The organism is Pseudomonas shiyinii (genome assembly GCF_056725765.1).
This window is the reverse complement of the sequence record NZ_CM161522.1, coordinates 1488115-1512384: the sequence shown is the minus strand read 5'-3', so window position 1 is coordinate 1512384 and position 24270 is coordinate 1488115. Positions and strand designations below refer to the sequence as shown.

The following is a 24270-nucleotide window of genomic DNA, read 5'->3' as shown; positions in this document are numbered from 1 at the left end:
TGTAGACTCCACTACAAAACCGGATTCGGCCCGAAAACCCTGCTCCACGCCTGGTCTTTAGGGGTGCGCCTGCGCCCGGCGGTCAGCCTACGGCGAGCGTAAAACCGCTCGTATCTTGACCGTAACACCCAATCCGGTCAATACGGCAAATCGGCCAGCCTCCAGCTGCGTCCCAGTGATTTTACTGGGCTCCGGCAAATTCAAACAAACGTTTGTATTGGACCCGCCAAGTGGTGTAGATATAATGCGCGGCCAAGACAAAGCGGTGTAGTCCGTCATCCACGAAGCTACAGCTTACACAGCCGTGCATGACCCTCCATCACCCAAAAAGACAAGACAAGCAACAGCGATGAGCCTTGAGTAGGAGAGAACCAGTGGAACGCGAATACATGGAATTCGACGTGGTCATCGTCGGCGCAGGTCCGGCAGGCCTGTCCGCCGCCTGCCGCCTGAAGCAGAAGGCCGCCGAAGCCGGTAACGAGATCAGCGTCTGCGTGGTCGAGAAAGGCTCCGAAGTGGGCGCCCACATCCTCTCCGGCGCGGTCTTCGAGCCCCGCGCCCTGAACGAGCTGTTCCCCGACTGGAAGGAACTCGGCGCGCCGCTGAACACCGAGGTCAAGCGCGACGACATCTATGTGCTCAAGGATGCCGCCAGCTCGACCAAGGTCCCAGACCTGTTCGTGCCCAAGACCATGCACAACCAGGGCAACTACATCATTTCCCTGGGCAACCTGTGCCGCTGGCTGGCTCAGCAGGCCGAGAACCTGGGCGTGGAGATCTACCCGGGCTTCGCTGCCCAGGAGGCGCTGTTCGACGAGAATGGCGTGGTCCGTGGCATCATCACCGGCGACCTGGGTGTCGACCGCGAAGGCAACCCCAAGGACGGCCTGTACACGCCGGGCATGGAACTGCGCGCCAAGTACACCCTGTTCGCCGAAGGCTGCCGTGGCCATATCGGCAAACAGTTGATCAAGCGCTTCAACCTCGACAGCGAAGCCGACGTGCAGCACTACGGCATCGGCCTGAAGGAAATCTGGGAAATCGACCCGGCCAAGCACGAGCAAGGCTTGGTGGTGCATACCGCCGGCTGGCCACTGGATGTGATGAGCGCCGAGAACACGGGCGGCTCCTTCCTCTATCACCTGGAAAACAACCAGGTGGTGGTCGGCCTGATCGTCGACCTTTCCTACGCCAACCCATACCTGTCGCCGTTCGACGAGTTCCAGCGCCTGAAGCATCACCCGGTGATCAGCCAGTACCTCGAAGGCGGCAAGCGCATCAGCTACGGTGCTCGCGCCATCTGCAAGGGCGGCCTGAACTCGCTGCCGAAGATGGTCTTCAATGGCGGCGCGCTGATCGGCTGCGACCTGGGCACCCTGAACTTCGCCAAGATCAAGGGCAGCCACACCGCGATGAAGTCCGGCATGCTCGCGGCCGACGCGGTGGCCGACGCCCTGCTCGCCGGTGGCGAAGGTGGCGATACGCTCAACGGCTATGTCAGCGCCTTCAAGGCCAGCTGGCTGTACGAAGAGCTGTATGCCAGCCGCAACTTCGGCCCGGCCATGCACAAGTTCGGCCCGATCTTCGGCGCGGCCTTCAACTATGTCGACCAGAACTGGTTCGGCGGCAAGCTGCCATTCACCCTGCACGACACCAAGCCGGACTACGCCTGCCTCAAGCTCGCGGCGGATTCGAAAAAGATCGACTACCCGAAACCGGACGGCAAGCTCAGCTTCGACAAGCTCAGCTCGGTATTCCTCTCCAGCACCAACCATGAAGAGGAACAACCCTGCCACCTGAGGCTGGCCGACCCGAACGTGCCGATCGCCAGCAACCTGCCGCTGTACGACGAGCCAGCCCAGCGCTACTGCCCGGCGGGTGTGTACGAGGTGGTCACCCAGGAAGACGGCAGCAAGCGCTTCCAGATCAACGCGCAGAACTGCGTGCACTGCAAGACCTGCGACATCAAGGACCCGGCCCAGAACATCACCTGGGTCACCCCTGAAGGTGCAGGCGGGCCGAACTACCCGAACATGTAAGCGCCCTGCCCTCGCATGTCTAGTCCTGAAATAGGTTTACACCTGTTCAGGTAGGCCGATAGGCCTCAAAACGCCCGATGCACCGCATCGGGCGTTTTGTTTTTCAGGGCCATGTGAGGCCGCTCCGTGTTGTAGATTTGCACCGCCTCATCAACCATCTTTCTCGCCTGCTCCAGATTTTCTGGATTGCTCAGCAGCAGCTCTGTTTTGAGGATTCCGTTGATCCGTTCGGCCAGCGCGTTCTGATAGCAGTCATATCCGTCAGTCATCGAGCATTGGACCCCGTTCCGTGCATGCAGTGACTGATACAGCGCTGAGCAGTACTGAATGCCTCGGTCTGAGTGATGGACTAACGGCTGGCGACGCCGCCGTTTGCGCAGGGCCTGTCTAAAGGCTTGTGCAACCGACTCGGCATGCAGGCTCTCATGAACATGATGGCCAACAATCTTTCTAGAGTAAGCATCTGTTACCAGGCTTAGGTACAGTGGGCCGCTTCTGGCCGGCAGGTAGGTGATGTCCGCCACCCACACGTGCTCTGGCCCTGATGGGACAATCTGATTGGGGCCTGGCTTGAGTAGGTTGGGATGACGATAGAAGCGATGAAAGCTCTGTGTCGTCTTGTGATACGCCCGCTTGGGTAGCACCAACAAACGGCGCTCCCCCAAGACCTCAAACAGCCGGTCTCGGCCAACTTGAATCCGCCTATCAGGCTGGCAACGCAGCAGATAGTGCAGTTTCCGTGTGCCTAGCCGTGGCTGACGCATCCGGACTTGTTGCACAAACTCGACAACCCGATCTGCCTGGCGCGCTTTGCTATCAGCAACTCGATTACGTTTGTAGTAAGCCTGTCGGCTGATGCCTAGAAACTGACAAGCCCTAGCAATGCTCAGTCCTGCGACTTGACCTTGCGAGAGGACTTGCCGGATCGCTTTTTTACGACCGACACACCGTAGTCATTCTTTAGGACATCAACGACGGTCTCGAAGAACTGAGCCTTCTGGCTCATTAACTCAAGCTGCTGTTCAAGCTCTTTGATCCGCTGCTCTGGAGTGAGCGTTTTAGGGTCGGACATCGCGCAGCTCCTCTCGGCCCGGATCGACGCCCCTTGGCTCCAATCCTGCCGACCATGCTTACGCAACCATACCAGAACAGTCGACCGACCCTGGATGCCATATCGCGCCTGGGCCTGTTTGTAGGTCAGCTCGCCTTTTTCGATCTGATCAACGACAGCCAATTTAAAAGACAGCGAGTAATCTCGCTGCGTGCGCTTTACACCTTGCTCCATCTAGCTCTCCGGAAAATCGGGATAGGAGGTGTAAACCTTATTCAGGACGGGACAGCAGCAATGAAAAAGCCCCCGGTTTCGGGGGCTTTTTCATTCGACCTGACTGACGGCCTCAGGGGGGTCGATAACCCTGCCTGATCGCCAAGGCTTGGCGTCCCTTTCGCGGCACAAGGCCACTCCTACGCCGTCCTGATTTCCTCGAACAGTTCAGGATGCCGGTCCAGCAACTTGAACAGTTTTACCAGGGCGACCGGCGGCCTGGTCTTGCCGTTTTCATATCGGGAAAAAGCATTGACGCCACCGCCGAAGATTTCACCCGCTTCGCGCTGGTCCAGGTCGAATTTCTTGCGCACTGCGGTGATGAAACCCGGATCGACACGTGCGGCATTGACTTGGCGATTGAAGGCCGACATCACGTCGCTGATGCGCTGCGCTTCGCCATGGCTGAGCACCGCCTCCCCACAGGCTGGGCAGTAATCACCCCTGACCTTCTCGATCAGGGTCGACGCGCCTTGGTAACGGTACGGCATGTCCTGAGTGCCCGGGACGAGTTCTGCTCCACCGCAAATCGGACATTTCATGTTTTAAAGCTCCTTGAAGGATACGATGAGCACGTCGTCGATCACTGACAATTTCAGGTAAACGTAGCCGACGCCTGTCCGTGGACGATATACGTCTTGCCAGATCCGGTGATCGGCAACGCTCGTCATGCTCTTGAAGAAGTCCCTACGCTCTAACGACTGGATCACTTCGAGCATCGCTTGATAATCCACCCCAAGGGCCAGAGCGCCCCTCAATGCACTCGCCGTAGGCATTACCCTGCCGGCAGCAACCAGTGTTCTCACCCGCTCCAGCGGGCAATGAGGCGTTCTCTTTTCCATGAGAAATTAACCTTCCAGGTTATTTTTAGCTAATAGGTTATTCCAATAGCCTGCACCCGGAAGTCTGCCTCACCACTGGCACCCCCTTAGCGCCTCATTTGTCACCACACATGATCGGCACTGGCTCGGCGGCAAAGCCCAGCAGTTCACGGCGCCCGAAATACCAGGCGGTGAGCGCACCGACCAGGCCCATCAGCAGACAGAAGCCGACACACACCCAGGGGCTCCACGGCATCAACGCAATCAATGCCAACGGGGTGGTGCTGGCCCACAGGGCATAGGCCACGTTGTAGGTGAACGAGATGCCCGACACCCGGATCTGCGCGGGGAACAACCCGACCATCACCGACGGCACCACCCCTACCACGCCACAAGACAAACCGGCCAGCGCATAGGCCAGCCAGATCCAGCCAGCCTGCCCGACCAGGCTGGTGTACAGCACTCCGATGCCCAGGGGCAGCAACAAGCTGTAGAGCATCAGTGCACGCCAGGCGCCGATGCGATCGACCAGCATCCCCGCCAGCACGCAGCCGATATTGAGAAAGACGATACCCACGCTGCTCAAGGCGAAGGTATGCCCGGCAGCGATGCCGAAGCGTTGCTGCATCACGGTCGGTGTGATGACCACCAGCACCACCACCGCAGAGGTCAGCACACAGGTCAGCAGCGCCGCCGGGACCAATGCCCGGCGATGCTCGCCCAGCACGCTGCGCAGCGGGAAGGCCACCGGCTGTTCCTGACGCTTGCGCAGGGCCAGGAATACCGGGGTTTCGCTCAGCCAGCGGCGCAGCCACACGCCGATGACGCCGAACACACCGCCCAGCAGGAACGGGTAGCGCCAGGCGTAATCGAGTATTTCCTGCGGGCTGTACACACGGGCCAGCAAGGTCGCGGTGAGGGCACCGAGCAGGTAGCCGAAGGTCAACCCGGCCTGCAGGAAGCCCAGGGCATAGCCGCGCCGGCCGTGGGGCGCGTGCTCGGCGACGAAGGTCCAGGCACTGGGCACCTCGCCACCCACCGCCGCCCCCTGGAGGATACGCAAGGCCAGCAGGATCAACGGCGCGGCATAGCCGATATCGGCATAGGTAGGCATCACCCCGATCAGCAGGCAAGGCAAGGCCATCATCAGGATGCTCAGGCTGAACACTCGCTTGCGGCCCAGGTGGTCGGCGAAGTGGGCCATGAGGATACCGCCCAGGGGGCGGGCCAGGTAGCCGGTGACGAAGATCCCGAAGCTCTGCAGCAGCCGCAGCCACTCGGGCATTTCCGGAGGGAAGAACAGCTGGCTCAAGGTCAGGGCAAAGAACACGAAGATGATGAAATCGTAGATTTCCAGCGCGCCGCCCAGCGCCGCCAGGCCCAGGGTCCTGTGGTCGCCACGGCTGAACCGGGGCTGGCGGGCGGTATCGATGGCAGTCATGGCAAGGTTTCCGCAGATCGGCAAAGGGCAAGAGGATAACAAATGCCTGCCATCTGCCCCACGCGACTCAGGTCGAGCGGCTGAATACCGTGTGGCCGAAGTTCATCCGCCGGCCGGAACCGAGCGCCCCATGGGACAACCTTGGCGACAGGGGCACCTGCCCCACCAGGGCCGGCTCATCGATAATCGCCATGAACGATTGCAAGGCTTCGTCGTCCGGCACCTGGGGCAGGCTGATGCTGACTGCCTGGCGCTGCGCCTGGGGCACCGCGGGCAGCTTCGGGTGCTGGGAGTGGTACAGCAGGGCATGCTGGATCTGCGCGCTGCAACGACAGAAGCGCACCAGGTCGACGCCAGCGTGACTGGCCAGCTCGATGCTGCCGATCAACAGGTGGAACGGCTGCAGCGCACTCTGCACCAGGCGCTGCAGGTCCTCGAAGGTGTCCACCGGGGCAATGCGGTAATAGCCCAAGCCATTGAGCATCTTTTCCAGCTGCAAGCGCTGGCACGGGTGCTCATCGGCGATGAGGATGCGCAGGGTCTTGTTTGGCATCGTCTGGACCTGGGCAACAAGGTGTTGGGGGACATTCCCTGACCATTACTGCGCCAGTGCAGGCAACCGCCAGGGCGGTGCCTTGGTGGGGGTCTTTCTTGATAGTTGTCGTGAAACGCAGAGAAATCAAGTCGCCCGCCGGGGGAATTTTCAGGCCCTTCCCAGGGTGTAACAGGGCTGATACGCATGCTGGCGCGCCCTCAGGATTCCCATTGGCGCATGCGCACGCGGCAGTGTTTCATGGCATTTACGATGTGCTTTTCCACCAGGCTGCGGGAAATGCCCAGGCGCTCGGCGATCTGCTGGTGCGACAGGCCTTCGAGCTTGCGCAGCAGGAAGCTGTCCCGGCACGGCCCGCTGAGCTCGTCCAGGGCGCGCTGCATCAATTCCAGGCGCTGGTCCACCTGCATACGCTGGGACAACCCCGGGCCGTGCCAGCGCTCATCGGTGTCGAGCACTTCCAGCGGCTCGGCCTGGCGCACCTGATGGCGCCGGTGGCGATCGACCACCAGGTTCAAGGCGGTGCGATAGAGAAAGGCGCGCGGGTGTTCGATGCGCTGGGCGTCGGCCCGCTCCAGCACCCTCAGGTAGGCATCATGGGCGACATCCTCTGCCGCCTGGCGATTGCCCAGGCGCGCGCAAAGGAAACTCACCAGCTCACGATAGTAATGTTCCACGACGGTACCTGGCATTTCCCTGCTCGACACTAGTAGACCGGCCCACGGGACAGCGTGATATCAGCGCGGCATCTTACAAATTATAATGATTCTCAGCAACAGCAAGCCGGTCGGTTAAATCCCGCCATCTGGCCTTCGTCTATCGGTGACCTCCTTGCGCTCCCTGATTGACGGCGCATGGCTATTATTTCTGGCTGGAAGCTCCGATGAGACGTTTGACCACCACCCGCCGTCGTATCCTGTTCGGTGGCCTGGGCCTGCTTGGCCTGGGCGGCCTGCTGGCCTGGAAGTCCCTGCCCTTCGGCGCACAGCCGGTCAGCACCGTGGCGGTCACCCGCGCCGACATCGAAAGCAGCGTGACCGCCCTGGGCACCCTGCAGCCTCGGCGCTATGTCGATGTGGGTGCCCAGGCCTCCGGGCAGATCCGCAAATTGCACGTGGAAGTGGGCGACGCGGTGCGCCAGGGCCAGTTGCTGGTGGAGATCGACCCTTCCACCCAGCAGGCCAGGCTCGACGCCGGGCGCTATTCGATCGACAACCTCAAGGCCCAGCTGGCCGAGCAACGCGCCCAGTACCAGCTGGCCGGCCAGCAGTACAAGCGCCAACACGACCTGGCCGCGGCCGGTGCTACCCGGGCCGAGGACCTGCAAACGGCGCAGGCCCAGCTCAAAGTGACCCAGGCCCGCATCGACAGGTACCAGGCGCAGATCCGCCAGGCCCAGGCCAGCCTGCGCAGCGACGAGGCCGAGCTGGGCTACACGCGCATCTATGCGCCCATGGCCGGTACCGTGGTGGCGGTGGACGCCCGGGAAGGCCAGACACTCAATGCCCAGCAGCAGACGCCGTTGATCCTGCGCATCGCCAAACTCTCGCCGATGACTGTCTGGGCCCAGGTATCGGAAGCCGACATCGGCAAGGTCCAGCCCGGCATGACCGCCTATTTCACCACCCTGGCCGGCGGCAAGCGGCGCTGGACCAGCACCGTCCGGCAGATCCTGCCGATCCCACCCAAGCCGTTGGACCAGGCCAGCCAAGGCGGCGGCAGCCCGGCCAGCGCCGGCGCCGGCACCACCGGCAGCAAAGTGGTCCAGTACACCGTGCTGCTGGACGTCGACAACCCCGATGGCGCACTGATGGCAGAGATGACCACCCAGGTGTTCTTCGTCGCAGGCCAGGCCCGGCAGGTCCTCACCGCGCCGCTGGCCGCCCTGGACGACAGCGACGGAGATGGCCTGCGCCTGGCGCAGGTATTGGGCAGCGATGGCAAGGTCGAACAGCGCCAGGTGCGCACGGGGCTGAGTGACCGCCTGCGGGTGCAGATCCTCGACGGCCTGCGCGAGGGCGAACACCTGGTCATCGGCGCGCCAGCGGCCAGCGGAGGTTGAATGCCAACGCCACTGATCGAACTGACCGACATCCGCAAGACCTATGGCGGCATCGATACCCCTGAGGTCGAGGTACTGCGCGGCATCAGCCTGAGCATCTACCCGGGCGATTTCGTCGCCATCGTCGGCGCCTCCGGTTCAGGCAAGTCGACCTTGATGAACATCCTCGGCTGCCTCGACCGCCCGTCCAGCGGCTGCTACCGTTTCGCCGGCAAGGACGTCGCCGAGCTCGACGGCGACGAGCTGGCCTGGCTGCGCCGCGAGGCCTTCGGCTTCGTATTCCAGGGGTACCACCTGATCCCGTCCGGCTCGGCCCAGGAGAACGTCGAGATGCCGGCGATCTATGCCGGTACGCCTGCCGCCCAGCGTCATGCGCGCGCCACGGCATTGCTGCAACGCCTGGGCCTGGCCAGCCGTACCGGCAACCGCCCGCACCAGCTGTCCGGCGGCCAGCAGCAGCGGGTGTCGATTGCCCGGGCCCTGATGAACGGCGGCCACATCATCCTTGCCGACGAGCCCACCGGTGCCTTGGACAGCCACAGCGGTGCCGAAGTCATGACGCTGCTCGACGAGCTGGCCAGCCAGGGCCATGTGATCATCCTCATCACCCACGACCGCGAGGTGGCGGCACGGGCGCACCGGGTCATCGAGATCCGCGATGGCCTCAAGACCAGTGACTGCGCCTCAGGACAAAACCTGGGCGATACACGCCCTGGGCTGCAGGCCGAGGCGCTGCGCCAGCGCCTGGACTGCAGCGCCACCCAGCGTGGCGCCTGGAAGGGCGAACTGTTCGAAGCATTGCAGGCGGCATGGCGGATGATGTGGATCAGTCGCTTGCGCACGGCCCTGACCCTGCTCGGCATCGTCATCGGCGTCGCCTCGGTGGTGGTGATGCTGGCCGTCGGCGAAGGCAGCAAGCGCCAGGTCATGGCGCAGATGGCAGCGTTCGGCTCGAACATCCTCTACCTCAACGGCAAGCCGGCGAGCCTGGGCGAACCGGCGGGTGTCGTCACCCTCGATGACGTTGCCGCGATCGGCGAACTGCCGCAGGTCAAGCGCATCATGCCGGTGATCGGCGAGAAGCTGATGGTGCGCCATGGCAACAACAGCCAGCAGTTCTACGTCGGCGGCAACAACACCTGGTTCCCCGAGATCTTCAACTGGCCGGTGGTCGAGGGCAGCTTCTTCAGCGAAGCCGACGAAGCCAGCGGCGCGGCGGTGGCCGTGATCGGCCAGAAGGTGCGCGAGAAGATGCTCGACAGCCAGCGCGACCCGCTCGGCCAGTATTTGCTGATCGGCAACGTGCCGTTCCAGGTGGTCGGCATCCTCGCCGGCAAGGGCGCAAGCTCGGGCGACCAGGACAGCGACGGGCGCATCGTGGTGCCCTACTCGGCCGCGGCCATCCGCCTGTTCGGCCGCTACGAGCCTGAGTACGTCACCATCGCCGCCCTGGACTCCTCGCAGGTCAAAGACACCGAGGCCGCCATCGACCGGCTGTTGCGCCAGCGCCACCAGGGCAAGCAGGATTTCGAACTGACCAACGATGCCGCACTGATCCAGGCCGAGGCACGCACGCAGAACAGCCTGTCGCTGATGCTCGGCGCCATCGCCGCCATCTCGCTGCTGGTGGGCGGCATCGGCGTGATGAACATCATGCTCATGACCGTGCGCGAGCGCACCCGCGAGATCGGCATCCGCATGGCCACCGGCGCACGCCAGCGCGACATCCTGCGCCAGTTCCTCAGCGAGGCGGTGATGCTGTCGATGGTCGGTGGAGTGACCGGCATCCTGCTCGCGTTGTGCATCGGCGGCGGGTTGATGCTCGCCGGGATCGCCGTGGCCTTCGCCCTGCCTGCCATCCTCGGCGCCTTCGCCTGCGCCGTCATCACCGGCGTGGTGTTCGGCTTCATGCCGGCCCGCAAGGCTGCCCGCCTCGACCCGGTCAAAGCCCTTACCAGCGTGTGACCCATGACATTGCCAACCCGCATCAGCCTGTTGACCCTGAGCCTGGCCCTGGCGGCCTGCAGCGCCCAACCGCCGCCCAGTGCCGGCATCGCCCCACCGGTGAGCTGGCAGGCCGCGGCCTTCGACACCGCCCTGCCCCTGCCGGATGCAGCCTGGTGGCAAGCCTTCGCCAGCCCGGAACTGAACCGCCTGATCGAGCGAGCCCGTCACAACAGCCACGACCTCGCCGCCGCCAGCGCACGCGTACGCCAGGCCCAGGCCCGGGCCGTAGCGGCGGGCGCGCCGCTGCTGCCGGAACTGCAGATGCGCCTGGACGGTAACCGTCAGCACCTGCTGCGCGGCGATGGCAACGACACGCTCGACGTCAGCAGCCGCGAGCGTACCAGCACCGTCTTTGGCACGCGCCTTAGCGCCAGCTACGAGATCGACTTCTGGGGTGGGCTGCGCGCGGCACGCGACAGCGCCTTGCATGAGCTCGATGCCAGCCGCTTCGACCGCCAGACCGTCGAGCTGACGCTCACCAGCGCGGTGGCCGACACCTACCTGCGCGGCGCGGCCTTGCAGGAGCGGCTGCGCATCGCCCGCCTGAGCCTGGAGAACGCCCGTGATGTGCTGCGGCTGGTCGAAGCGCGCGAACGTTCAGGTTCGGCCACCCGCCTCGAACTGGCCCAGCAACGCAGCCTGGTGGCGGCCCAGGCGCGGCAGTTGCCACGGCTCGAGCAGCAGTGGCAGGACAGCCGCGTAACCCTCGCCACCCTGCTTGGCGACCCGGTGCAGCGCCTGCCGACCAGTGCCGAGTCGATCCTCGCCCTGCAATGGCCACGGATCGGCAGCGGCGTGCCCAGCGACCTGCTCGGCCGGCGCCCGGACATCGCCGCCGCCGAGGCACGCCTGGCGGCCGCCAATGCCAACGTGCAGGTTGCCCGGGCCGCCATGCTACCCAGGTTCACGCTCGGTGCCGACCTGGGCAGTGGTGCGCGGACCTTCGCCGATATCCTCGACAGCCCCTTCTACACCTTGACCGCCGGGTTGCTGGCACCGGTTTTCGACAATGGCCGCCTGCGCGCCTCCCGGGACCTGGCCCGTGCCGAACGGCAGGAACTGCTGGAAAACTACCGCAGCAGCATCCTGGCCGGCTTTTCGGACGTCGAGCGGGCGCTCAATGCCATCGCCGGCGTGGACCGCCAGCGCCAATGGCAGGACGAGGAAGTGCACCAGGCGCGCATCGCCTTCGAGCTGGCCCGGCAACGCTACGGCGCAGGTGCCCAGACCCTGCTCAGCGTGCTCCAGACCCAGCGCACCTTGTATGACGCCCAGGACCAGCAGGCGGAGCTGCACCTGGCCCGGCTGCAGGGCAGCATGGCGCTGTACAAAGCCCTGGGGGGTGGTTGGCAGGTTCGGTAAGGGGCTGCCTTGCAGCCCCATCGCGGGACAAGTCGGATCGCCGCACCGCCGCTCATAACAAGGTCGGCGCGGGCTCGCCCCGCTCATCCATCAGGCAACGATATTCTTCAACGACAGGTGCCGCGCATACCAGGGCCGACGCGGCACCCGGCGCACCAGCTCACCCAGCTTGTCGTCCTCGCCAAAGGTGATGCGCAGCGCCAGCTTCATGGTCTCCACATCCATCTCCACCGACTTGCCAGGGCGCGTGCCCGGCAGGGTGCTGCAACCATGGGTATCCGGCCCCAGCCAGGGGTCGTCGACCTCGACCCAGCGCCCTGGCGCGAACCATTTCACGCCATTGACCTCCAGGCGCCGTACCTGGCCGGGGTGGTACCGTTCATGGGCGCGGTACCAGTCTTCGATACGGTCGTCGATCCAGCCATGGAAGCCCCAGAACACCGGGTTGACGTGGGACGAAAACGGGTCGCCGAGAAAATCGTTCTCGGCGCCGAACCAGCGCGTGGCGAAATCGGCGGGGTCACGGGCGAACGGCACCGGGGTACCATTGATTGGGTCGCGCGGTACCGAGGCCCAGCACATGTGCAGCCAGTCGTGCAGGGTCATCTCCATCTCGGAACCGAGCGCACCCAGGCTCAGCTTCGACAGGTACTGCGGGTCCTGGTACTGCGACTCCCAGACTTGGAAATTGCTGCAGAAGGTTTCGCTGGCCTTGATCGCCGAGACCCATTGCCCATAGGCGTCATCGCCCGGTGCCTGCCAACTGGGTGGCACGCAGCAGCCGTCGTGGTTCTCGTGGTAGCGGGCAAAACCCACGCGGTCGAATTCCACGCTCGGCTGCGGCAGCGGGAAGTGCGACCAGGATGGCAACTCCTGCAAGCGACGCGCCGCATCGAGCATGTGCCGGTGCATGAACAGGAAATCGACCCCCGAGCCGTTGCGGTGCTTGTGCGGCCCCCTGGCATCGCGCTCATGGTCACGCGGGCCGGGCTGCCAGCCCAGGCCACGCAAGGCACCGCGCTGCTTGTCGGACAGCCGGTGCCATTTGTCCCGGGTCGCATGCCAGAGCTGGTGGAACAGGCGGTGCTCGGCGCTGACCACCCATGCCTGCATCTGTGGCGTATAGGCGATGCGCTCCCGCGCTTCGGGAAACAGGCGCTTGACCGCCACGAAGCGGCTGTCGGCGATCGGCAGCGTCAATGGCCGGTCCAAGCGCTGCAGGCGACCACTCAAGGTGCCGTTGCCGGCGTTGGCGAAACTGCCCCAGACCTCGTCGAGGCTGGCCACGCATTCATAGCCCGGGCCACCGTGCTGGTTCAGCAAGCGCCAGCGCACCTGGGCAGCGGACGCCCCCACCAGGTCGCCCAGGATTCGGTAATGGGCCAGCCCTTCACCGCGCAGGCGCTCGCCGGTGTCGACGAAGCCACGCAGGCCACGGCCCTTGGTGGCAACATCGAGGAACAGTTCGACACCGGCCACCGGCAGACCGTCGAGCCCCGCCTCGGCGCCTTCGAAACGAAGATCCCAGATGCCCCGCAGACGGTCGGCCAACACCTGTCCGGCATAGTCGGCCAGCTCCACGCTGGCCTCGCCTGGCGTGACGATGTCGTCATCGGGGTCATGGGTCAGTTCCTTGTGCGCATAGTAGGCCGCCGTACCGGTCGCCCCCGCGACTGCCAGGCCTGCGATGAATCCTCGTCGGGAAATGGTCATTGCGCCTCTATCCGTTCCTGCCACGCTGCGGTTTCTATCCAAGCTAGGACGTAACCTGGGGCGGGAAATTTACTGCCTTAATTCAGGGCAGGACGGCTCGTTCCTTCCAGGACTCCGTCTACCAGAGGCACCGACCATGACATCCCTCCTCTCCCGCCTGCTGCGACCGAAGGCCACGGCCTATCGACTGTTCGATATCGAACTCAAGGGCATCGAGCCGTTGAGCCCGTCCCTGTGCCGGTTCGTCTTCACCGGTGACGATGTGGCGCAGATGACGACCCTGGCCCCCGACCAACGCGTCAAGCTGTTCTTCCCCACGCCCGCCGGGCAGCCGCCCCGGTTGCCCAAGGATGGTCATTGGCAACAGGCGCGCCAGGGGCTGGCGCCCGAGCACACCCCGCCGATGCGCACCTACACCATTCGCGCCTTGCGCCGCGACGCGCTGGAGGTCGATGTGGATTTCGTCCTGCATGGCATCAATGGCCCGGCCTCGACCTGGGCAACCCAGGCGCGCATTGGCGATCGGCTGCAGATGGTGGCGCCGAACCTGGCCTATGAAGGCGACCCCGGCGGTTATGAATGGAAACCACCACACAGCGCCCGGCACGTGCTCCTGATGGGCGACGAAACCGCCTTGCCGGCCCTTGCCGGCATCCTTGAGCAACTGGCCGACACCCGCCCGGCGCTGGCGGTGCAGGCCTTCATCGAGGTACCGCTGGAGGCCGACTGCCTGCCGTTGCGCCACAGCCCCACAGCACAGGTGCATTGGTTGCCTCGCGACCTGCTGCGTTGCGAGCACGGCCACGCCATGCGCCACGCGATACGCGAATTGGCCAGCCTACCGTGCGGCACGGCAGGTGCGGTGAAACTGGAGGAGGTGAATATCGAACGCAGCCTTCTCTGGGAGCACGGCCGCAGCGAGGGAAGCGAATTCCACGCCTGGATCGCCGGCGAGTCAGCGGCGGTCATGGACATTCGCCGCTACCTGGTCAAGGAGCGAGGGCTTGGGCGCGACTGCCTGGCCTTGATGGGGTATTGGCGCGCCGGCAGGACGTTCGATTGAACGAGCGCTGCGCAATCCCCTTGTAGGAGCGGGCTTGCCCCGCGAAAGGGCCGCAAGGCGGCCCCCTTCGCTCACCCCGCAGCCACCGCCGCCCTCACCGCCTCGGCAAACCGCCCGGCCACTTCGTCGACCTGTTCGGCACTGATGATCAACGGCGGCAGGAAGCGCACCACCGCGCCATGACGCCCGCCCAGCTCGAGGATCAGCCCACGCCTCAGGCATTCGCGCTGCACCTTCGGCGCCAGGGCCCGGCTGGCAGGTGGATGCCCCAGCGCGTCCCGCTCGCCAGCCGGGTCCACCAGTTCCACCCCCAGCATCAGGCCACGCCCACGGACATCCCCCAGTTGCGGATAGTCCTGCTGCAGGCCCAGCAAGTGATTGCGCAAGCGCTGGCCCATGGCCTCGGCATGTTCGGCCAGGCGATGCTCGACCAGGTAGCCCATCACCGCAGAGCCAGCCGCCATGGCCATCTGGTTGCCACGGAAGGTTCCGGCATGGGCGCCTGGCTGCCAGGTGTCCAGCCAGGCACGGTAGACCACCACGGCCAGGGGCAGGCTGCCACCGATGGCCTTGGACAGCGTCACCACGTCCGGCACGATACCGGCATGCTCGAAGGCGAACATCCGCCCGGTACGGGCGAAGCCGCTCTGGATCTCATCGACGATCAGCGCCACGCCCGCCCGCTCGGTGATGGCTCGCAGGCCCCGCAGCCATTGGATGTCCGCCGGGATCACGCCGCCCTCGCCTTGCACCACCTCGACGATCACCGCCGCCGGTAGCGCCACACCAGCTTCCGGGTCGCACAACAGGTTCTCCAGGTATTGCAGGTTCGCCCGCACGCCCGCCTCGCCGCCCAGGCCGAAGGGGCAGCGGTAGTCGTAGGGGTACGGCATGAACTGCACGCCATTGCCCAGCAGGGCCGCCAAGGGTTGCTTCGGCCCCAGGCTGCCCATCAGGCTCAACGCGCCCTGGGACATGCCGTGGTAGGCCCCCTGGAACGCCAGCACCGTGCTGCGCCCGGTGGCCGTGCGCACCAGTTTCAGCGCAGCCTCCACCGCATCGGTGCCGGTCGGCCCGCAAAACTGGATTTTCGCGTCGCGGCGCAAGGCCTCGGGCAGCAGGCCGAACAGGTCCTGGACGAAGCGGTCCTTGACTGGGGTGGTCAAGTCCAGGGTATGCAGGGGCAGCTCATCGGCCAGTACTTGCTGGATTGCCTCGATCACCACCGGGTGGTTGTGGCCCAGGGCCAGGGTGCCCGCGCCCGCCAGGCAATCGATGAACTGGCGGCCCTCGACGTCTTCCACATGAATCCCACGGGCACGCTTGAGCGCCAAGGGGATGCGCCGCGGGTAGCTGCGGGCGTTGGACTCTTGTCGCTGCTGGCGCAGCAACAGGGGCGAATCCTCGAATTCGTACAACGCCTGCGGGGCGCTGGGCGGCAGGGTCTGGGCAAGGCTGGAAGCGGTCGACATCGGAAAATCCTCGCAAGCAAGCGAATATGCCCCGCCACGCTCCCTGTAACCGGATGTGTGTCGGGTGGTTGTCGCTTGGAGAACGCGTCAGCGGGGCGAGGATTTACCAGTTGATTTGAGATTGCAGGGTGGGCCTTCGCGGGTGAACCCGCTCCCACAGAGGTTGGTGTGATCCTCCACAGACTGCGGGCAGGGTTCAGTTGCCCTGGCGCGCCGGCACCTGCAGCCAGACACGCAAACCATCGCCAGGGTTTTCGAAACGCAGGCTGCCGGCACAACGCTGGACGATGGCCTGGACGATCGCCAACCCCAGGCCGCAGCCGCCGCTCTGGTCGTGGCGCCAGAAGCGCTCGGTCAGGTGCTGCATGTCTTCCTCGGCGATCCCGGGCCCATGGTCGCGGACCATGAAGCCCACCTGCCCGTCAGCCATCTGCACTTCCAGCTCCACGGCTGCGTCGCCGCCATGGCGCAAGGCGTTGTCCAGCAGGTTGCGCAACGCCGCCACCGCCAGCGGCGCTGGCATGCCCAGGTAGACGCGCGTAGCCTCCTCCGGCAGGCGCACCACGATGCGCCGGTTGTCGCCACCGCCGGCATCCTGCACCGCCTGGCGTGCCACCTGCTCGGCGCTGCACTGCACGCCATCGTCGAACGACAGGCTGCCTTCCACCCGCGCCAGCATCAGCAATTGCTCCAGGGTGCGGTGCATGCGGTCGGTACCCTGCTCGGCATGTTCCAGCGCCTGCTCGCGCACCGCGCCGTCGGTCATGCGGGCCACCTGCAGGTGGGTCTTGATCGCAGTCAGCGGGCTGCGCAGTTCGTGGGCGGCATCGTCGGTGAGGCGGCGTTCGCGCTCAATGGTCTGGGCGATGCGCAGGAACAACTGGTTCTGGGTTTCGAGCAGCGGCTGCAACTCGCTGGGCATGCCAGCCACCTGCAACGGCTCGACGCTGTCGGCACGGCGCCGGCGCAAGGCATCGCGCATCCGGTTGAGCGGCTCCAGGCCCTTGCCCACGCCGACCCACAACAACCCCAGGCTGCCGAGCAAGGCCATCAACACCGGCGCCGAGGCAGCCAGCAGGATCGAGCGGTTGAGCGCCTCGCGTTCCTGATGGCGGTCGGCGGTGGTGATCCGCACATCCCCGTGGTTGTAGGTGAAGGTGCGCCAGAGCGCGCCGTCGATGGTCTGGTCACGGAAGCCGCTGCGCTGGTCGTCCATGGCACCGTCATGCTTGTGATTGCTGGCCAGGATCTCGCCGCGCAGGGAACTGACCTGGCAGGCCATGCCGTCCGGCACGCTGAGTTGGTCGGCGGAAAAATGCGCCTCCTGGCCCTTGCTCGCCAGCGGCTGCGGCAACTGCTCGATCAACCCGGCAACCATACGTGCCGAGGCCACCAGGCGCTGGTCGAGGGAAAACATCATCTGCTGGCGCAGGTCGCGCAGCATCCATGCAGCGGCCAGCGCCCAGATGATGACGAAGGCGATGCCGAGGATCAGCGTCAGGCGCGCACGCAGGCTCATGGTGCGGTGCCCTGCGGGGCCTGGGCCGGGCCAAGGCGATAGCCCAGGCCGCGGACGGTCTCGACGATGCTGTTGCCCAGCTTGCGCCGCAAATGGTGGATGTGAACGTTCAGGGCGTTGCTCTCGACTTCGTCGCTGAAGCCGTACACGCAGTCCTTGAGCTGCTCGCTGGACAGCACCCGCCCGGGGTTCTGCAGCAATGCCTGGAGCAGCGCCTGCTCGCGGCGCGACAGGTCCACGGCCTGGCCAGCCAGGGTGGCCTCGCAACTGCTTGGGTCGTAGCGCAGCGGGCCATGTTCGATGACGTTCACCGCCCGCCCGGCCACGCGGCGCAGCAGCGTGTGCAGGCGTGCGGCGAGCTCGCGCAGGTCGAAGGGCTTGAGCAGGTAGTCGTCGGCCCCGGCCTGCAGCCCATCGACCCGGTCGGTGACCGCATCGCGAGCGGTGAGCACCAGCACCGGCAGCGTCACGCCCTGCTGGCGCAGGCGGCGCAACAGCTTCAGGCCGTCTTCATCGGGCAGGCCGAGGTCGAGGATCATCACGTCGAACTGCGCGGCCTGCAGCAAGGCCTGGGCAGCCGAGGCGCTGGCCACCCGGTCCACGGTCAGGCCCTGGGCAGTGAGGCCGGCGCAGATGCCGCTGGCGATCAGGTCGTCGTCCTCGCAGAGCAATACGTGCATTGGGGAGGCTCCCGGTAGGTGAGGCGGACATTGCACCCTGGGTGGATTAAGAGACGATTATGCAACGGGCGACAGGATAGGCCCATGCCCATTCAGGCCTGCGACCAGCGCAGCCTGTAAAGAATCATTTCCCCGCCAATTCAAAGCGGAAACATCCTACATACAGCTCGGAAATAGTCACCCTGGATGCGTGATGTGATGTCGCCCTGAACAGCTGGTTGTCAGGGAGACAGCGAATGGGGTTGTGGCATTGGGTGCCCTCATGGCAGCAGATCGAACGTCGCATAATCAATGAAATGGGTTATCAAGGAGGCGCCCATTTCCGCACCTACCTCAACGAGCACGTGCCATCACTGGCGCTCAACCTGCGTCGGGTAGACAGCGTGCGCTCAGCTTTCCATCAGGCCGAATGGAAGGCCGCCGGTCTGCTGCGTCGGCGCTTCGCCGACCTGGACATCAACAGCATCCTCGACGACCTGATAGCGGTCGCCACGCAGATGGCGATGATCGTCGCCGGCAGCGTGCTGACTGGCGCAGCCATCGGTGCCGGCGTGGGCGCTTTCGCCGGTGGGGCCGGTGCCATTCCCGGCAGCATCGCGGGCACCGCCATCGGCTTCCAGGTCAGCAGCTGGATCCTGGGCATCCTGGGCATCGCCTCGCTCGCTGAGTTCTTCGTCGACGGTTTGCCGCGTATCGCCGATTACTACCTGCGCGGCATCGGCATCGCGTGGGAGGGTACACGCGGCGAGGAAGGGCTGAGCGCGTTCAGCCAGGACGACCCTTTCGCCATTTCCCAGGCCGCGCACTTCATTGCCCTGGGCCATGTGGAAATCATCGTGCTGTTGTTGGGCGCCATCGTTTCCTACCTCACTCGTGGGCGCGGCGATGCCCAGGTGCTGGCTCAGGAAATGGCGGCCAGCCGCAAAGGTACGAAGCTGGGGCAATGGATGCTCAAGCATGAGGAGGGGTTGAAGAAGCGACCAGACCTGCAGGTGCCGGAGCGACGCAAGGGGGCGATAGCTGAGCCACACACCGTTCAGCCGAATCGGCCAGCGGGAAAAGACAAGGAGCCCTCGTCAGGGAAGCCCGGTAGCATGCCGTTGCATACGGTGGCGTGCTTCAAGGCGGACAAACTGCCAGCATCCAAGCATGGCGAGTTTGAACGGCAGTTGAAGGGACAGCAGGATGGGTTGAATCGGCTGACGGTTGAGGAGTTTTTGGCGAATGTGGCCAATCCCGTAAAACGAAACCCGGCGCAAGCCAAACAGGCCCGTAAGCGATTGCTCCGTGATCTTGAGCTAAGAAACCGCGAGGAATTGCTGGAAATAATGAGTCCCCGTGAAGCCAAAATAATTGCAGCCCAAAGAGCGAAAGAAACGATGAGCACGCTGGCAGCACTCCACAACCCGGACTTGATAGCTGGAGGAAAGGATGTAATTTCCGACTTTGGTGATAAACAAGTCAACTCTACGATCGGCCCGCAGTGGAGATCAAAAGTAGAAAAGCTGAAACGTGCCGTTGAAAACGCACCAAAAACCGTTGGAAAACCAACGTTCCTGAATGTAAAGCTGCATAAGTGTTGACGGAGAACCACTATGGACGAGGTATATTCAATATTACTTGAAGCTATTGGCGAACCGATGCTTCGACAGGAGGTTCCGCCTTCTAGCATAAGCCGGTATGACGGTATATTACCCGACCAACTACTTCAGTTCTGGGCAGAGCATGGGTGGTGTGGCTACGGAGAAGGGATCCTCTGGATGGTCAACCCTCAAGAGTACGAAAACGTACTCGCCAGCTGGATGCAAAGCTCAGCGCTCGAAATGACAGATACCTATCATGTCATCGCTCGTAGCGCATTTGGCGACTTGTACTTATGGGGCGAAAAATCGGGGCCATCACTTTGTATTTTCTGCAATGTCTCTCGATACACTTATGATCCCGCCGAGAGATCGCCACACGCTATGAATAGAGCCTTTCGGTCGTTCCTCCTGTCATTTGACCAAGCGTATCTTGACTTCAATGAGCTATTCGACTCGGCCAAGGAAAAGCTGGGCGTTCTCAGGCCTGACGAAATGTATGGCTTCGTTCCAGCACTCCAACTCGGAGGCCCCGCCAGCACTGAAATCATAGAAAAGGTTAAGACCATTGAGCACCTCATGTTCCTTTCTCAGCTTGATGTGCTGCGGCAATACACACTTTCAGACTTTTAGCTTAATGCTAGACTGCATAAACGCCAACTTGTCGAGAGGTTCAAGATGGACGAAATATTCTCGATTTTCATTAAAACACTGGGCGAGCCAATCTTTAAGCGAGAGGCGCCAACTTCCACCATTGATTATTATGAGAACAAACTACCAAGACAGCTTTTGGCGTATTGGGCCGAACATGGCTGGTGCGGATATGGTCATGGCATTTTCTGGACCGTCGACCCTCATGAGTATGAGGGTGCCGTTGCATCCTGGATTGACGGTACGCCCTTGGCTAAACATGACACTTACCATGTAATTGCGCGTGGAGCTTTTGGCGATCTTTATTTATATGGAGAGAAGACTGGCTTCTCACTCAGTATTGCCAGCCACCTCTCACATTACTGCGGCAACAATCGCCGATTTTCCAATATTGACAGACATGTTCAGTCATTCTTTTTACAGGCAAAAAAGGAGAGCAACGACTTCGAAGGCCTATTTGAGGCAGCCAAAAAGAAACTTGGCATACTCAACCACAATGAAATGTATGGATTCGTCCCCGCGCTCGCCTTTGGTGGGGATGCAAAACTAGAGCGAATAGAGAAAGTAAAGACCATCGAGCACTTAATTATGCTTTCACAGCTCTCTGTACTCGAGCCCTACAGCTTCTCCGATTTCTAAATACACCACAAAGGACTTAAACGAATGGATGTAATCTTCACCCTCTTCCTCGAAACCTTCGGCGATCCTGTCGGCCACCAACCTGTACCGCCCTCCGCGCTCGATCATTACCAGGGCAAACTCCCCGATCGTCTTCTTGGGTACTGGCGAGACCACGGCTGGTGCGGCTACGGGCGGCGGCCTGTTCTGGCTGGTAAACCCCCAGGAATACCAGGATGTCGTGGCCTATTGGCTGGCAGGCACGCACTTCGAAGCTCGCGATACCTATCACCTCATCGCCCGTAGCGCATTTGGCGACTTGTACCTATGGGGTGAGAAAACCGGCTCGGTGTTGACCATCGCAGCCTACCATTCCCGTTACCTCGATGGCGCTCACAGCTCAGGCGATGAGGAGCGAGACAACAGGATCCACGGCTTGCTCGTTTGGCTAATGTCCGAATGCATCTATTTCGACGACCTGTTCGAGCCTGCCAGGGAACGGCTCGGCACCTTGAAGGCAGACGAAATGTATGGGTTCGTTCCTGCCTTGATGCTGGGAGGGCCAGGCCGCCTCGAGCACCTTGAAAAGCTGAAGGCCGTAGAACACCTGGTGCTGCTTTCCCAACTAAGCAAGCTCGAGCCCTATGAACTCGGCGACGAGCAAGCGCACTAGCTTGGGGCTAACCCGCGCCTGCAGGATTGCAGGCTATCTTCTGTTTGTGCTCGGCCAATCTGCCCCGCCACCTCAGGGTTAACCTTGGGTTAATCGTCCCAGGCCAGCATGTCGCCATTCCATGCATTGCCAAGGCGAAGACATGCGCGTCCTCCTGCTCTTCCTGACATTCCTACTTGCGGGGCCTCTGCAGGCCAACCCCTTCGAGACCAAGCCCGACTTCCTGCCGGTCAACGAGGCCTTCGTCCTCTCCCATGACCGCCTGCCCGATGGCCAGATGCGCCTGCATTTCCAGATCAAGGACGGCTACTACCTCTACCAGAAGCGCCTGAAGTTCGATGGCCTTGCACCTGGCCAGCATCCCGCCTTGCCTGCCGCCGAGAACCACCACGACGAGTTCTTCGGCGACAGTGCGGTCTACCGCCACCAGCTCGAGTTGCTGATACCCGCAGGCGCCCAAGGCCAGTTGCGCCTGGGCTGGCAGGGCTGCGCCGACGCTGGCCTGTGCTACCCGCCGCAGACCACTGCCATCGACCTCGGCGGCCAGGCCGCCCCGGTAGCCGACCAGGCCAGCGACCAGGCCCTGGCCAGCGGCCTGCAGCAGGCCAGCCTGGCCTGGAGCCTGGCAGCCTTCTTCGGGCTGGGCCTGCTGCTGGCCTTCACGCCCTGCTCCTTGCCGATGCTGCCGATTCTTGCCGGGCTGGTGCTGGGCAATGGTGCCAGCGCCCGCCGCGGCTGGCTGCTGGCCGGGGTCTATGTGCTGAGCATGGCCCTGGTGTACGCCGCCCTCGGCGTGGTCGCCGCCCTGCTCGGCGCCAGCTTGCAAGCCTGGCTGCAGCAACCCTGGTTGCTGGGCAGCCTGGCGGGCTTGTTCGTCATCCTTGCCCTGCCGATGTTCGGTGCCTTCGAGTTGCAGCTGCCCGCCGCCCTGCGCGACCGCCTCGACCGGGCCGGCCAGGGCACCCGTGGTGGCAATGTGTATGGCGCGGCCTTGCTCGGGGCGCTGTCCGGCCTGCTCATGGGGCCCTGCATGACGGCACCGTTGGCCGGGGCGCTGCTGTACATCGCCCAGAGCGGCGACGTGTTGCAAGGTGCGCTGGTGCTGTTCAGCCTGGGCCTGGGCATGGGCGCGCCGTTGCTGTTGCTGGTCACCGTCGGCAACCGCTACCTGCCGCGCCCGGGCGCCTGGATGAATCGGGTCAAGGGGCTGTTCGGCTTCGTCTTCCTGGCCATGGCCCTGTACACCTTGCGCAGCCTGTTGCCAGCCCCGTTGCTGCTGGCCCTGAGCGGCGCCTGGCTGATCGCCCTGGCTTGGGCGGCCTGGCCGGCCCTTCAGCCCCTGCCGGCCTTGCGTGCGGTGCCGCTGCTCGGCGCGCTCTGGGGTGGCCTGCTGCTGGTCGGTGCGGCGGCCGGTGGCGATGACCTCTGGCAACCCTTGCAACCCTTCGCCGGGGGCAGCCTGCCAAGCGCAGCGACCAAGGCCGAGGATGCCTTCGTCACCGTCAGCCAGCCCCAGGCGCTGCAACGTGAGCTGGACGCCGCCAAGGCACGTGGCCAATGGGTGATGCTGGACTACTATGCCGACTGGTGCGTGGCGTGCAAGGTGATGGAAAAACAGGTGTTCGCCCGCCCTGATGTCCTGGCCGGCCTTGCCGGAGTACACCTGGTACGCCTGGACGTCACCGCCGATACACCCGCCAGCCGCGAACTGCTGCAACGCTACCAGGTGCCAGGCCCGCCCAGCCTGATCTGGATCGGCCCGGAAGGCGACGAGCGCCGTGCCCGGCGCATCACCGGCGAGGTGGACGCCGACGCGTTCCAACGACACTGGGCCCAGACCAGGAGCCAAGGCTAATGCTGAGCGTGACCCTGGGGCCGCTGACCATGGCCCTCAACCACCTGCTGTTACTCGCGGCCCTATGCGTGGCCAGCGTGGTCGGTTGGTGGGTGGCCCGACGCGGTGGCGAAAACCCCGAGTCGGCGTTGTTCAACCTGTTCCTGTTGGGGCTGGTGTGCGCCCGCCTCGGTTTCGTGATGGCCTACTGGCCGATGTTCCGCGAGGAGCCGCTGCAGATCATCGATATCCGCGACGGCGGCTTCCTGCCCTGGGCCGGCCTGGCCGGCATCGTCGCCGGTGCCTTGTGGCAGTACCGGCGCCACCCTGGGTTGCGCCGCCCGCTGGGCTGGGCATTGTTCAGCGGTGCCCTGTTCTGGGGGCTGGCCAGCCTCGGCAGCCACCTGTACAGCAAGGGCACCGAGCTGCCGACGTTGAGCCTGCGTAATGCCGCCGGACAATCCGTGGACCTGCACGCCTACCGTGGTGCGCCACTGGTGATCAATATCTGGGCCACCTGGTGTCCGCCCTGCCGGCGCGAGATGCCGGTGCTGCAACAAGCGCAGGATGACTACCCGCACGTGACCTTCCTGTTCGTGAACCAGGGCGAAACGCCGGAAAACGTCAGCACCTTCCTCGCCACCACTGGTCTTAGCCTGACCCACGTCCTGTTCGACGGCACCGGTCAGCTGGCCGAACGGGTCGGCTCCATGGCCTTGCCCACCACCCTGTTCTACACCGCCGACGGGCGCCTGATCGGCAGCCACCTGGGCGAGCTGTCTCGCGCCAGCCTGCACCGCGCCCTGGAACCTTTCGAGCAGGCCACTGCGCCTGCCCCCGCCGCACAAGGAAACTGAC

At 63.9% G+C, this 24270-nt stretch carries 22 protein-coding genes; 12 read left to right on the top strand and 10 right to left on the bottom strand.

Going from position 1 to position 24270, the window contains the following annotated elements:
- Positions 1-374: 374 nt before the first annotated feature.
- Positions 375-2039: an electron transfer flavoprotein-ubiquinone oxidoreductase gene (locus tag ACXHGZ_RS07025; RefSeq protein ID WP_480463030.1), complete on the top strand. Its 1665-nt coding sequence runs from the start codon at positions 375-377 to the stop codon at positions 2037-2039.
- A 65-nt stretch (positions 2040-2104) separates the two neighbouring features.
- Here ACXHGZ_RS07025 and ACXHGZ_RS07020 read toward each other — a convergent pair.
- The 6 genes from ACXHGZ_RS07020 to ACXHGZ_RS06995 all read right to left on the bottom strand — a co-directional run bounded on the left by ACXHGZ_RS07020 (position 2105) and on the right by ACXHGZ_RS06995 (position 6855).
- Positions 2105-3324 (bottom strand): IS3 family transposase gene (locus ACXHGZ_RS07020; protein WP_416768414.1). Its coding sequence is split into 2 segments (ribosomal slippage): positions 2105-2976 and positions 2976-3324, totalling 1221 coding nucleotides; the frame shifts between segments, so codons are not numbered across the junction.
- Positions 3325-3503: 179 nt separating this feature from the next.
- A complete protein-coding gene (locus ACXHGZ_RS07015; RefSeq protein WP_480463028.1) occupies positions 3504-3905 on the bottom strand; it encodes a type II toxin-antitoxin system MqsA family antitoxin in 402 nt (133 codons plus the stop codon).
- Positions 3906-3908: 3 nt separating this feature from the next.
- Positions 3909-4205, bottom strand: coding sequence for a type II toxin-antitoxin system MqsR family toxin (locus ACXHGZ_RS07010; RefSeq protein WP_480463027.1), 297 nt, complete (start codon positions 4203-4205; stop codon positions 3909-3911).
- Between the two features lie 94 nt (positions 4206-4299).
- The gene (locus tag ACXHGZ_RS07005; RefSeq protein ID WP_480463026.1) at positions 4300-5625 is read right to left on the bottom strand and encodes an MFS transporter; all 1326 of its coding nucleotides are present in this window, start codon (positions 5623-5625) and stop codon (positions 4300-4302) included.
- Between the two features lie 67 nt (positions 5626-5692).
- Positions 5693-6178 (bottom strand): histidine kinase, encoded by a 486-nt coding sequence (locus ACXHGZ_RS07000; protein WP_480463025.1) that lies wholly within the window; start codon positions 6176-6178, stop codon positions 5693-5695.
- A 200-nt stretch (positions 6179-6378) separates the two neighbouring features.
- Complete coding sequence (locus tag ACXHGZ_RS06995) at positions 6379-6855, bottom strand: sigma-70 family RNA polymerase sigma factor (RefSeq protein ID WP_480464005.1); 477 nt, start codon at positions 6853-6855, stop codon at positions 6379-6381.
- A gap of 206 nt (positions 6856-7061) precedes the next feature.
- Between ACXHGZ_RS06995 and ACXHGZ_RS06990 the strand changes: the two genes are divergently transcribed.
- Genes ACXHGZ_RS06990 through ACXHGZ_RS06980 form a run of 3 tightly spaced genes read left to right on the top strand, consistent with a single transcriptional unit; the run spans position 7062 to position 11609 of the window.
- The gene (locus tag ACXHGZ_RS06990) at positions 7062-8240 is read left to right on the top strand and encodes an efflux RND transporter periplasmic adaptor subunit (protein WP_480463024.1); all 1179 of its coding nucleotides are present in this window, start codon (positions 7062-7064) and stop codon (positions 8238-8240) included.
- The gene (locus ACXHGZ_RS06985; protein ID WP_480463023.1) at positions 8241-10205 is read left to right on the top strand and encodes a MacB family efflux pump subunit; all 1965 of its coding nucleotides are present in this window, start codon (positions 8241-8243) and stop codon (positions 10203-10205) included.
- Positions 10206-10208: 3 nt separating this feature from the next.
- Positions 10209-11609: an efflux transporter outer membrane subunit gene (locus ACXHGZ_RS06980; protein WP_480463022.1), complete on the top strand. Its 1401-nt coding sequence runs from the start codon at positions 10209-10211 to the stop codon at positions 11607-11609.
- Between the two features lie 90 nt (positions 11610-11699).
- On the opposite strand, the gene pvdP is transcribed toward ACXHGZ_RS06980, so the two are convergent.
- Positions 11700-13322, bottom strand: a complete 1623-nt coding sequence (pvdP, locus tag ACXHGZ_RS06975) for a pyoverdine maturation tyrosinase PvdP (protein WP_480463020.1) — start codon at positions 13320-13322, stop codon at positions 11700-11702.
- 136 nt (positions 13323-13458) lie between these two features.
- Here pvdP and ACXHGZ_RS06970 point away from each other — a divergent pair, with 136 nt between their 5' ends.
- A complete protein-coding gene (locus tag ACXHGZ_RS06970; RefSeq protein ID WP_480463018.1) occupies positions 13459-14385 on the top strand; it encodes a siderophore-interacting protein in 927 nt (308 codons plus the stop codon).
- Positions 14386-14456: 71 nt separating this feature from the next.
- Here ACXHGZ_RS06970 and ACXHGZ_RS06965 read toward each other — a convergent pair whose 3' ends face one another.
- From ACXHGZ_RS06965 to ACXHGZ_RS06955, 3 genes are all read right to left on the bottom strand, one after another.
- The gene (locus tag ACXHGZ_RS06965) at positions 14457-15857 is read right to left on the bottom strand and encodes an aspartate aminotransferase family protein (RefSeq protein WP_480463016.1); all 1401 of its coding nucleotides are present in this window, start codon (positions 15855-15857) and stop codon (positions 14457-14459) included.
- A gap of 196 nt (positions 15858-16053) precedes the next feature.
- Entirely contained in the window at positions 16054-17376 is a 1323-nt protein-coding gene (locus tag ACXHGZ_RS06960; protein WP_480463014.1) for an ATP-binding protein, read from the bottom strand.
- The gene (locus ACXHGZ_RS06955; protein ID WP_084854777.1) at positions 17373-18056 is read right to left on the bottom strand and encodes a response regulator; all 684 of its coding nucleotides are present in this window, start codon (positions 18054-18056) and stop codon (positions 17373-17375) included. Before ACXHGZ_RS06955 ends, ACXHGZ_RS06960 begins: the two co-directional genes overlap by 4 nt.
- Positions 18057-18292: 236 nt before the next feature.
- Between ACXHGZ_RS06955 and ACXHGZ_RS06950 the strand changes: the two genes are divergently transcribed.
- From ACXHGZ_RS06950 to ACXHGZ_RS06920, 7 genes are all read left to right on the top strand, one after another.
- Complete coding sequence (locus ACXHGZ_RS06950) at positions 18293-19639, top strand: DUF6861 domain-containing protein (protein ID WP_480463012.1); 1347 nt, start codon at positions 18293-18295, stop codon at positions 19637-19639.
- A gap of 12 nt (positions 19640-19651) precedes the next feature.
- Positions 19652-20269 (top strand): GAD-like domain-containing protein, encoded by a 618-nt coding sequence (locus ACXHGZ_RS06945; protein ID WP_084854779.1) that lies wholly within the window; start codon positions 19652-19654, stop codon positions 20267-20269.
- A gap of 45 nt (positions 20270-20314) precedes the next feature.
- Positions 20315-20926 (top strand): GAD-like domain-containing protein, encoded by a 612-nt coding sequence (locus tag ACXHGZ_RS06940; RefSeq protein WP_480463011.1) that lies wholly within the window; start codon positions 20315-20317, stop codon positions 20924-20926.
- Between the two features lie 24 nt (positions 20927-20950).
- On the top strand, positions 20951-21211 hold the full coding sequence (locus ACXHGZ_RS06935; protein WP_480463010.1) for a GAD-like domain-containing protein: 261 nt from the start codon (positions 20951-20953) through the stop codon (positions 21209-21211).
- Positions 21108-21578, top strand: coding sequence for a GAD-like domain-containing protein (locus ACXHGZ_RS06930; protein ID WP_480464004.1), 471 nt, complete (start codon positions 21108-21110; stop codon positions 21576-21578). The genes ACXHGZ_RS06935 and ACXHGZ_RS06930 overlap by 104 nt, the downstream gene beginning before the upstream one ends.
- A gap of 142 nt (positions 21579-21720) precedes the next feature.
- Positions 21721-23433 carry a protein-disulfide reductase DsbD gene (gene dsbD / locus ACXHGZ_RS06925; protein WP_480463009.1) on the top strand — a complete coding sequence of 571 codons (1713 nt, stop codon included), beginning with the start codon at positions 21721-21723 and terminating at the stop codon, positions 23431-23433.
- Positions 23433-24269, top strand: a complete 837-nt coding sequence (locus tag ACXHGZ_RS06920) for a TlpA family protein disulfide reductase (RefSeq protein WP_480463008.1) — start codon at positions 23433-23435, stop codon at positions 24267-24269. Before dsbD ends, ACXHGZ_RS06920 begins: the two co-directional genes overlap by 1 nt.
- Position 24270 lies beyond the last annotated feature (1 nt).

What these genes read in the sequence shown, in the direction of transcription:
- ACXHGZ_RS07015 (WP_480463028.1), bottom strand. Translation starts at nt 3,905, where the DNA reads ATGAAATGTCCGATTTGCGGTGGAGCAGAACTCGTCCCGGGCACTCAG.
- ACXHGZ_RS07010 (WP_480463027.1), bottom strand. Translation starts at nt 4,205, where the DNA reads ATGGAAAAGAGAACGCCTCATTGCCCGCTGGAGCGGGTGAGAACACTG.
- ACXHGZ_RS07005 (WP_480463026.1), bottom strand. Translation starts at nt 5,625, where the DNA reads ATGACTGCCATCGATACCGCCCGCCAGCCCCGGTTCAGCCGTGGCGAC.
- ACXHGZ_RS07000 (WP_480463025.1), bottom strand. Translation starts at nt 6,178, where the DNA reads ATGCCAAACAAGACCCTGCGCATCCTCATCGCCGATGAGCACCCGTGC.
- ACXHGZ_RS06990 (WP_480463024.1), top strand. Translation starts at nt 7,062, where the DNA reads ATGAGACGTTTGACCACCACCCGCCGTCGTATCCTGTTCGGTGGCCTG.
- ACXHGZ_RS06985 (WP_480463023.1), top strand. Translation starts at nt 8,241, where the DNA reads ATGCCAACGCCACTGATCGAACTGACCGACATCCGCAAGACCTATGGC.
- ACXHGZ_RS06980 (WP_480463022.1), top strand. Translation starts at nt 10,209, where the DNA reads ATGACATTGCCAACCCGCATCAGCCTGTTGACCCTGAGCCTGGCCCTG.
- pvdP (WP_480463020.1), bottom strand. Translation starts at nt 13,322, where the DNA reads ATGACCATTTCCCGACGAGGATTCATCGCAGGCCTGGCAGTCGCGGGG.
- ACXHGZ_RS06970 (WP_480463018.1), top strand. Translation starts at nt 13,459, where the DNA reads ATGACATCCCTCCTCTCCCGCCTGCTGCGACCGAAGGCCACGGCCTAT.
- ACXHGZ_RS06965 (WP_480463016.1), bottom strand. Translation starts at nt 15,857, where the DNA reads ATGTCGACCGCTTCCAGCCTTGCCCAGACCCTGCCGCCCAGCGCCCCG.
- ACXHGZ_RS06960 (WP_480463014.1), bottom strand. Translation starts at nt 17,376, where the DNA reads ATGAGCCTGCGTGCGCGCCTGACGCTGATCCTCGGCATCGCCTTCGTC.
- ACXHGZ_RS06955 (WP_084854777.1), bottom strand. Translation starts at nt 18,056, where the DNA reads ATGCACGTATTGCTCTGCGAGGACGACGACCTGATCGCCAGCGGCATC.
- ACXHGZ_RS06950 (WP_480463012.1), top strand. Translation starts at nt 18,293, where the DNA reads ATGGGGTTGTGGCATTGGGTGCCCTCATGGCAGCAGATCGAACGTCGC.
- ACXHGZ_RS06945 (WP_084854779.1), top strand. Translation starts at nt 19,652, where the DNA reads ATGGACGAGGTATATTCAATATTACTTGAAGCTATTGGCGAACCGATG.
- ACXHGZ_RS06940 (WP_480463011.1), top strand. Translation starts at nt 20,315, where the DNA reads ATGGACGAAATATTCTCGATTTTCATTAAAACACTGGGCGAGCCAATC.
- ACXHGZ_RS06935 (WP_480463010.1), top strand. Translation starts at nt 20,951, where the DNA reads ATGGATGTAATCTTCACCCTCTTCCTCGAAACCTTCGGCGATCCTGTC.
- dsbD (WP_480463009.1), top strand. Translation starts at nt 21,721, where the DNA reads ATGCGCGTCCTCCTGCTCTTCCTGACATTCCTACTTGCGGGGCCTCTG.
- ACXHGZ_RS06920 (WP_480463008.1), top strand. Translation starts at nt 23,433, where the DNA reads ATGCTGAGCGTGACCCTGGGGCCGCTGACCATGGCCCTCAACCACCTG.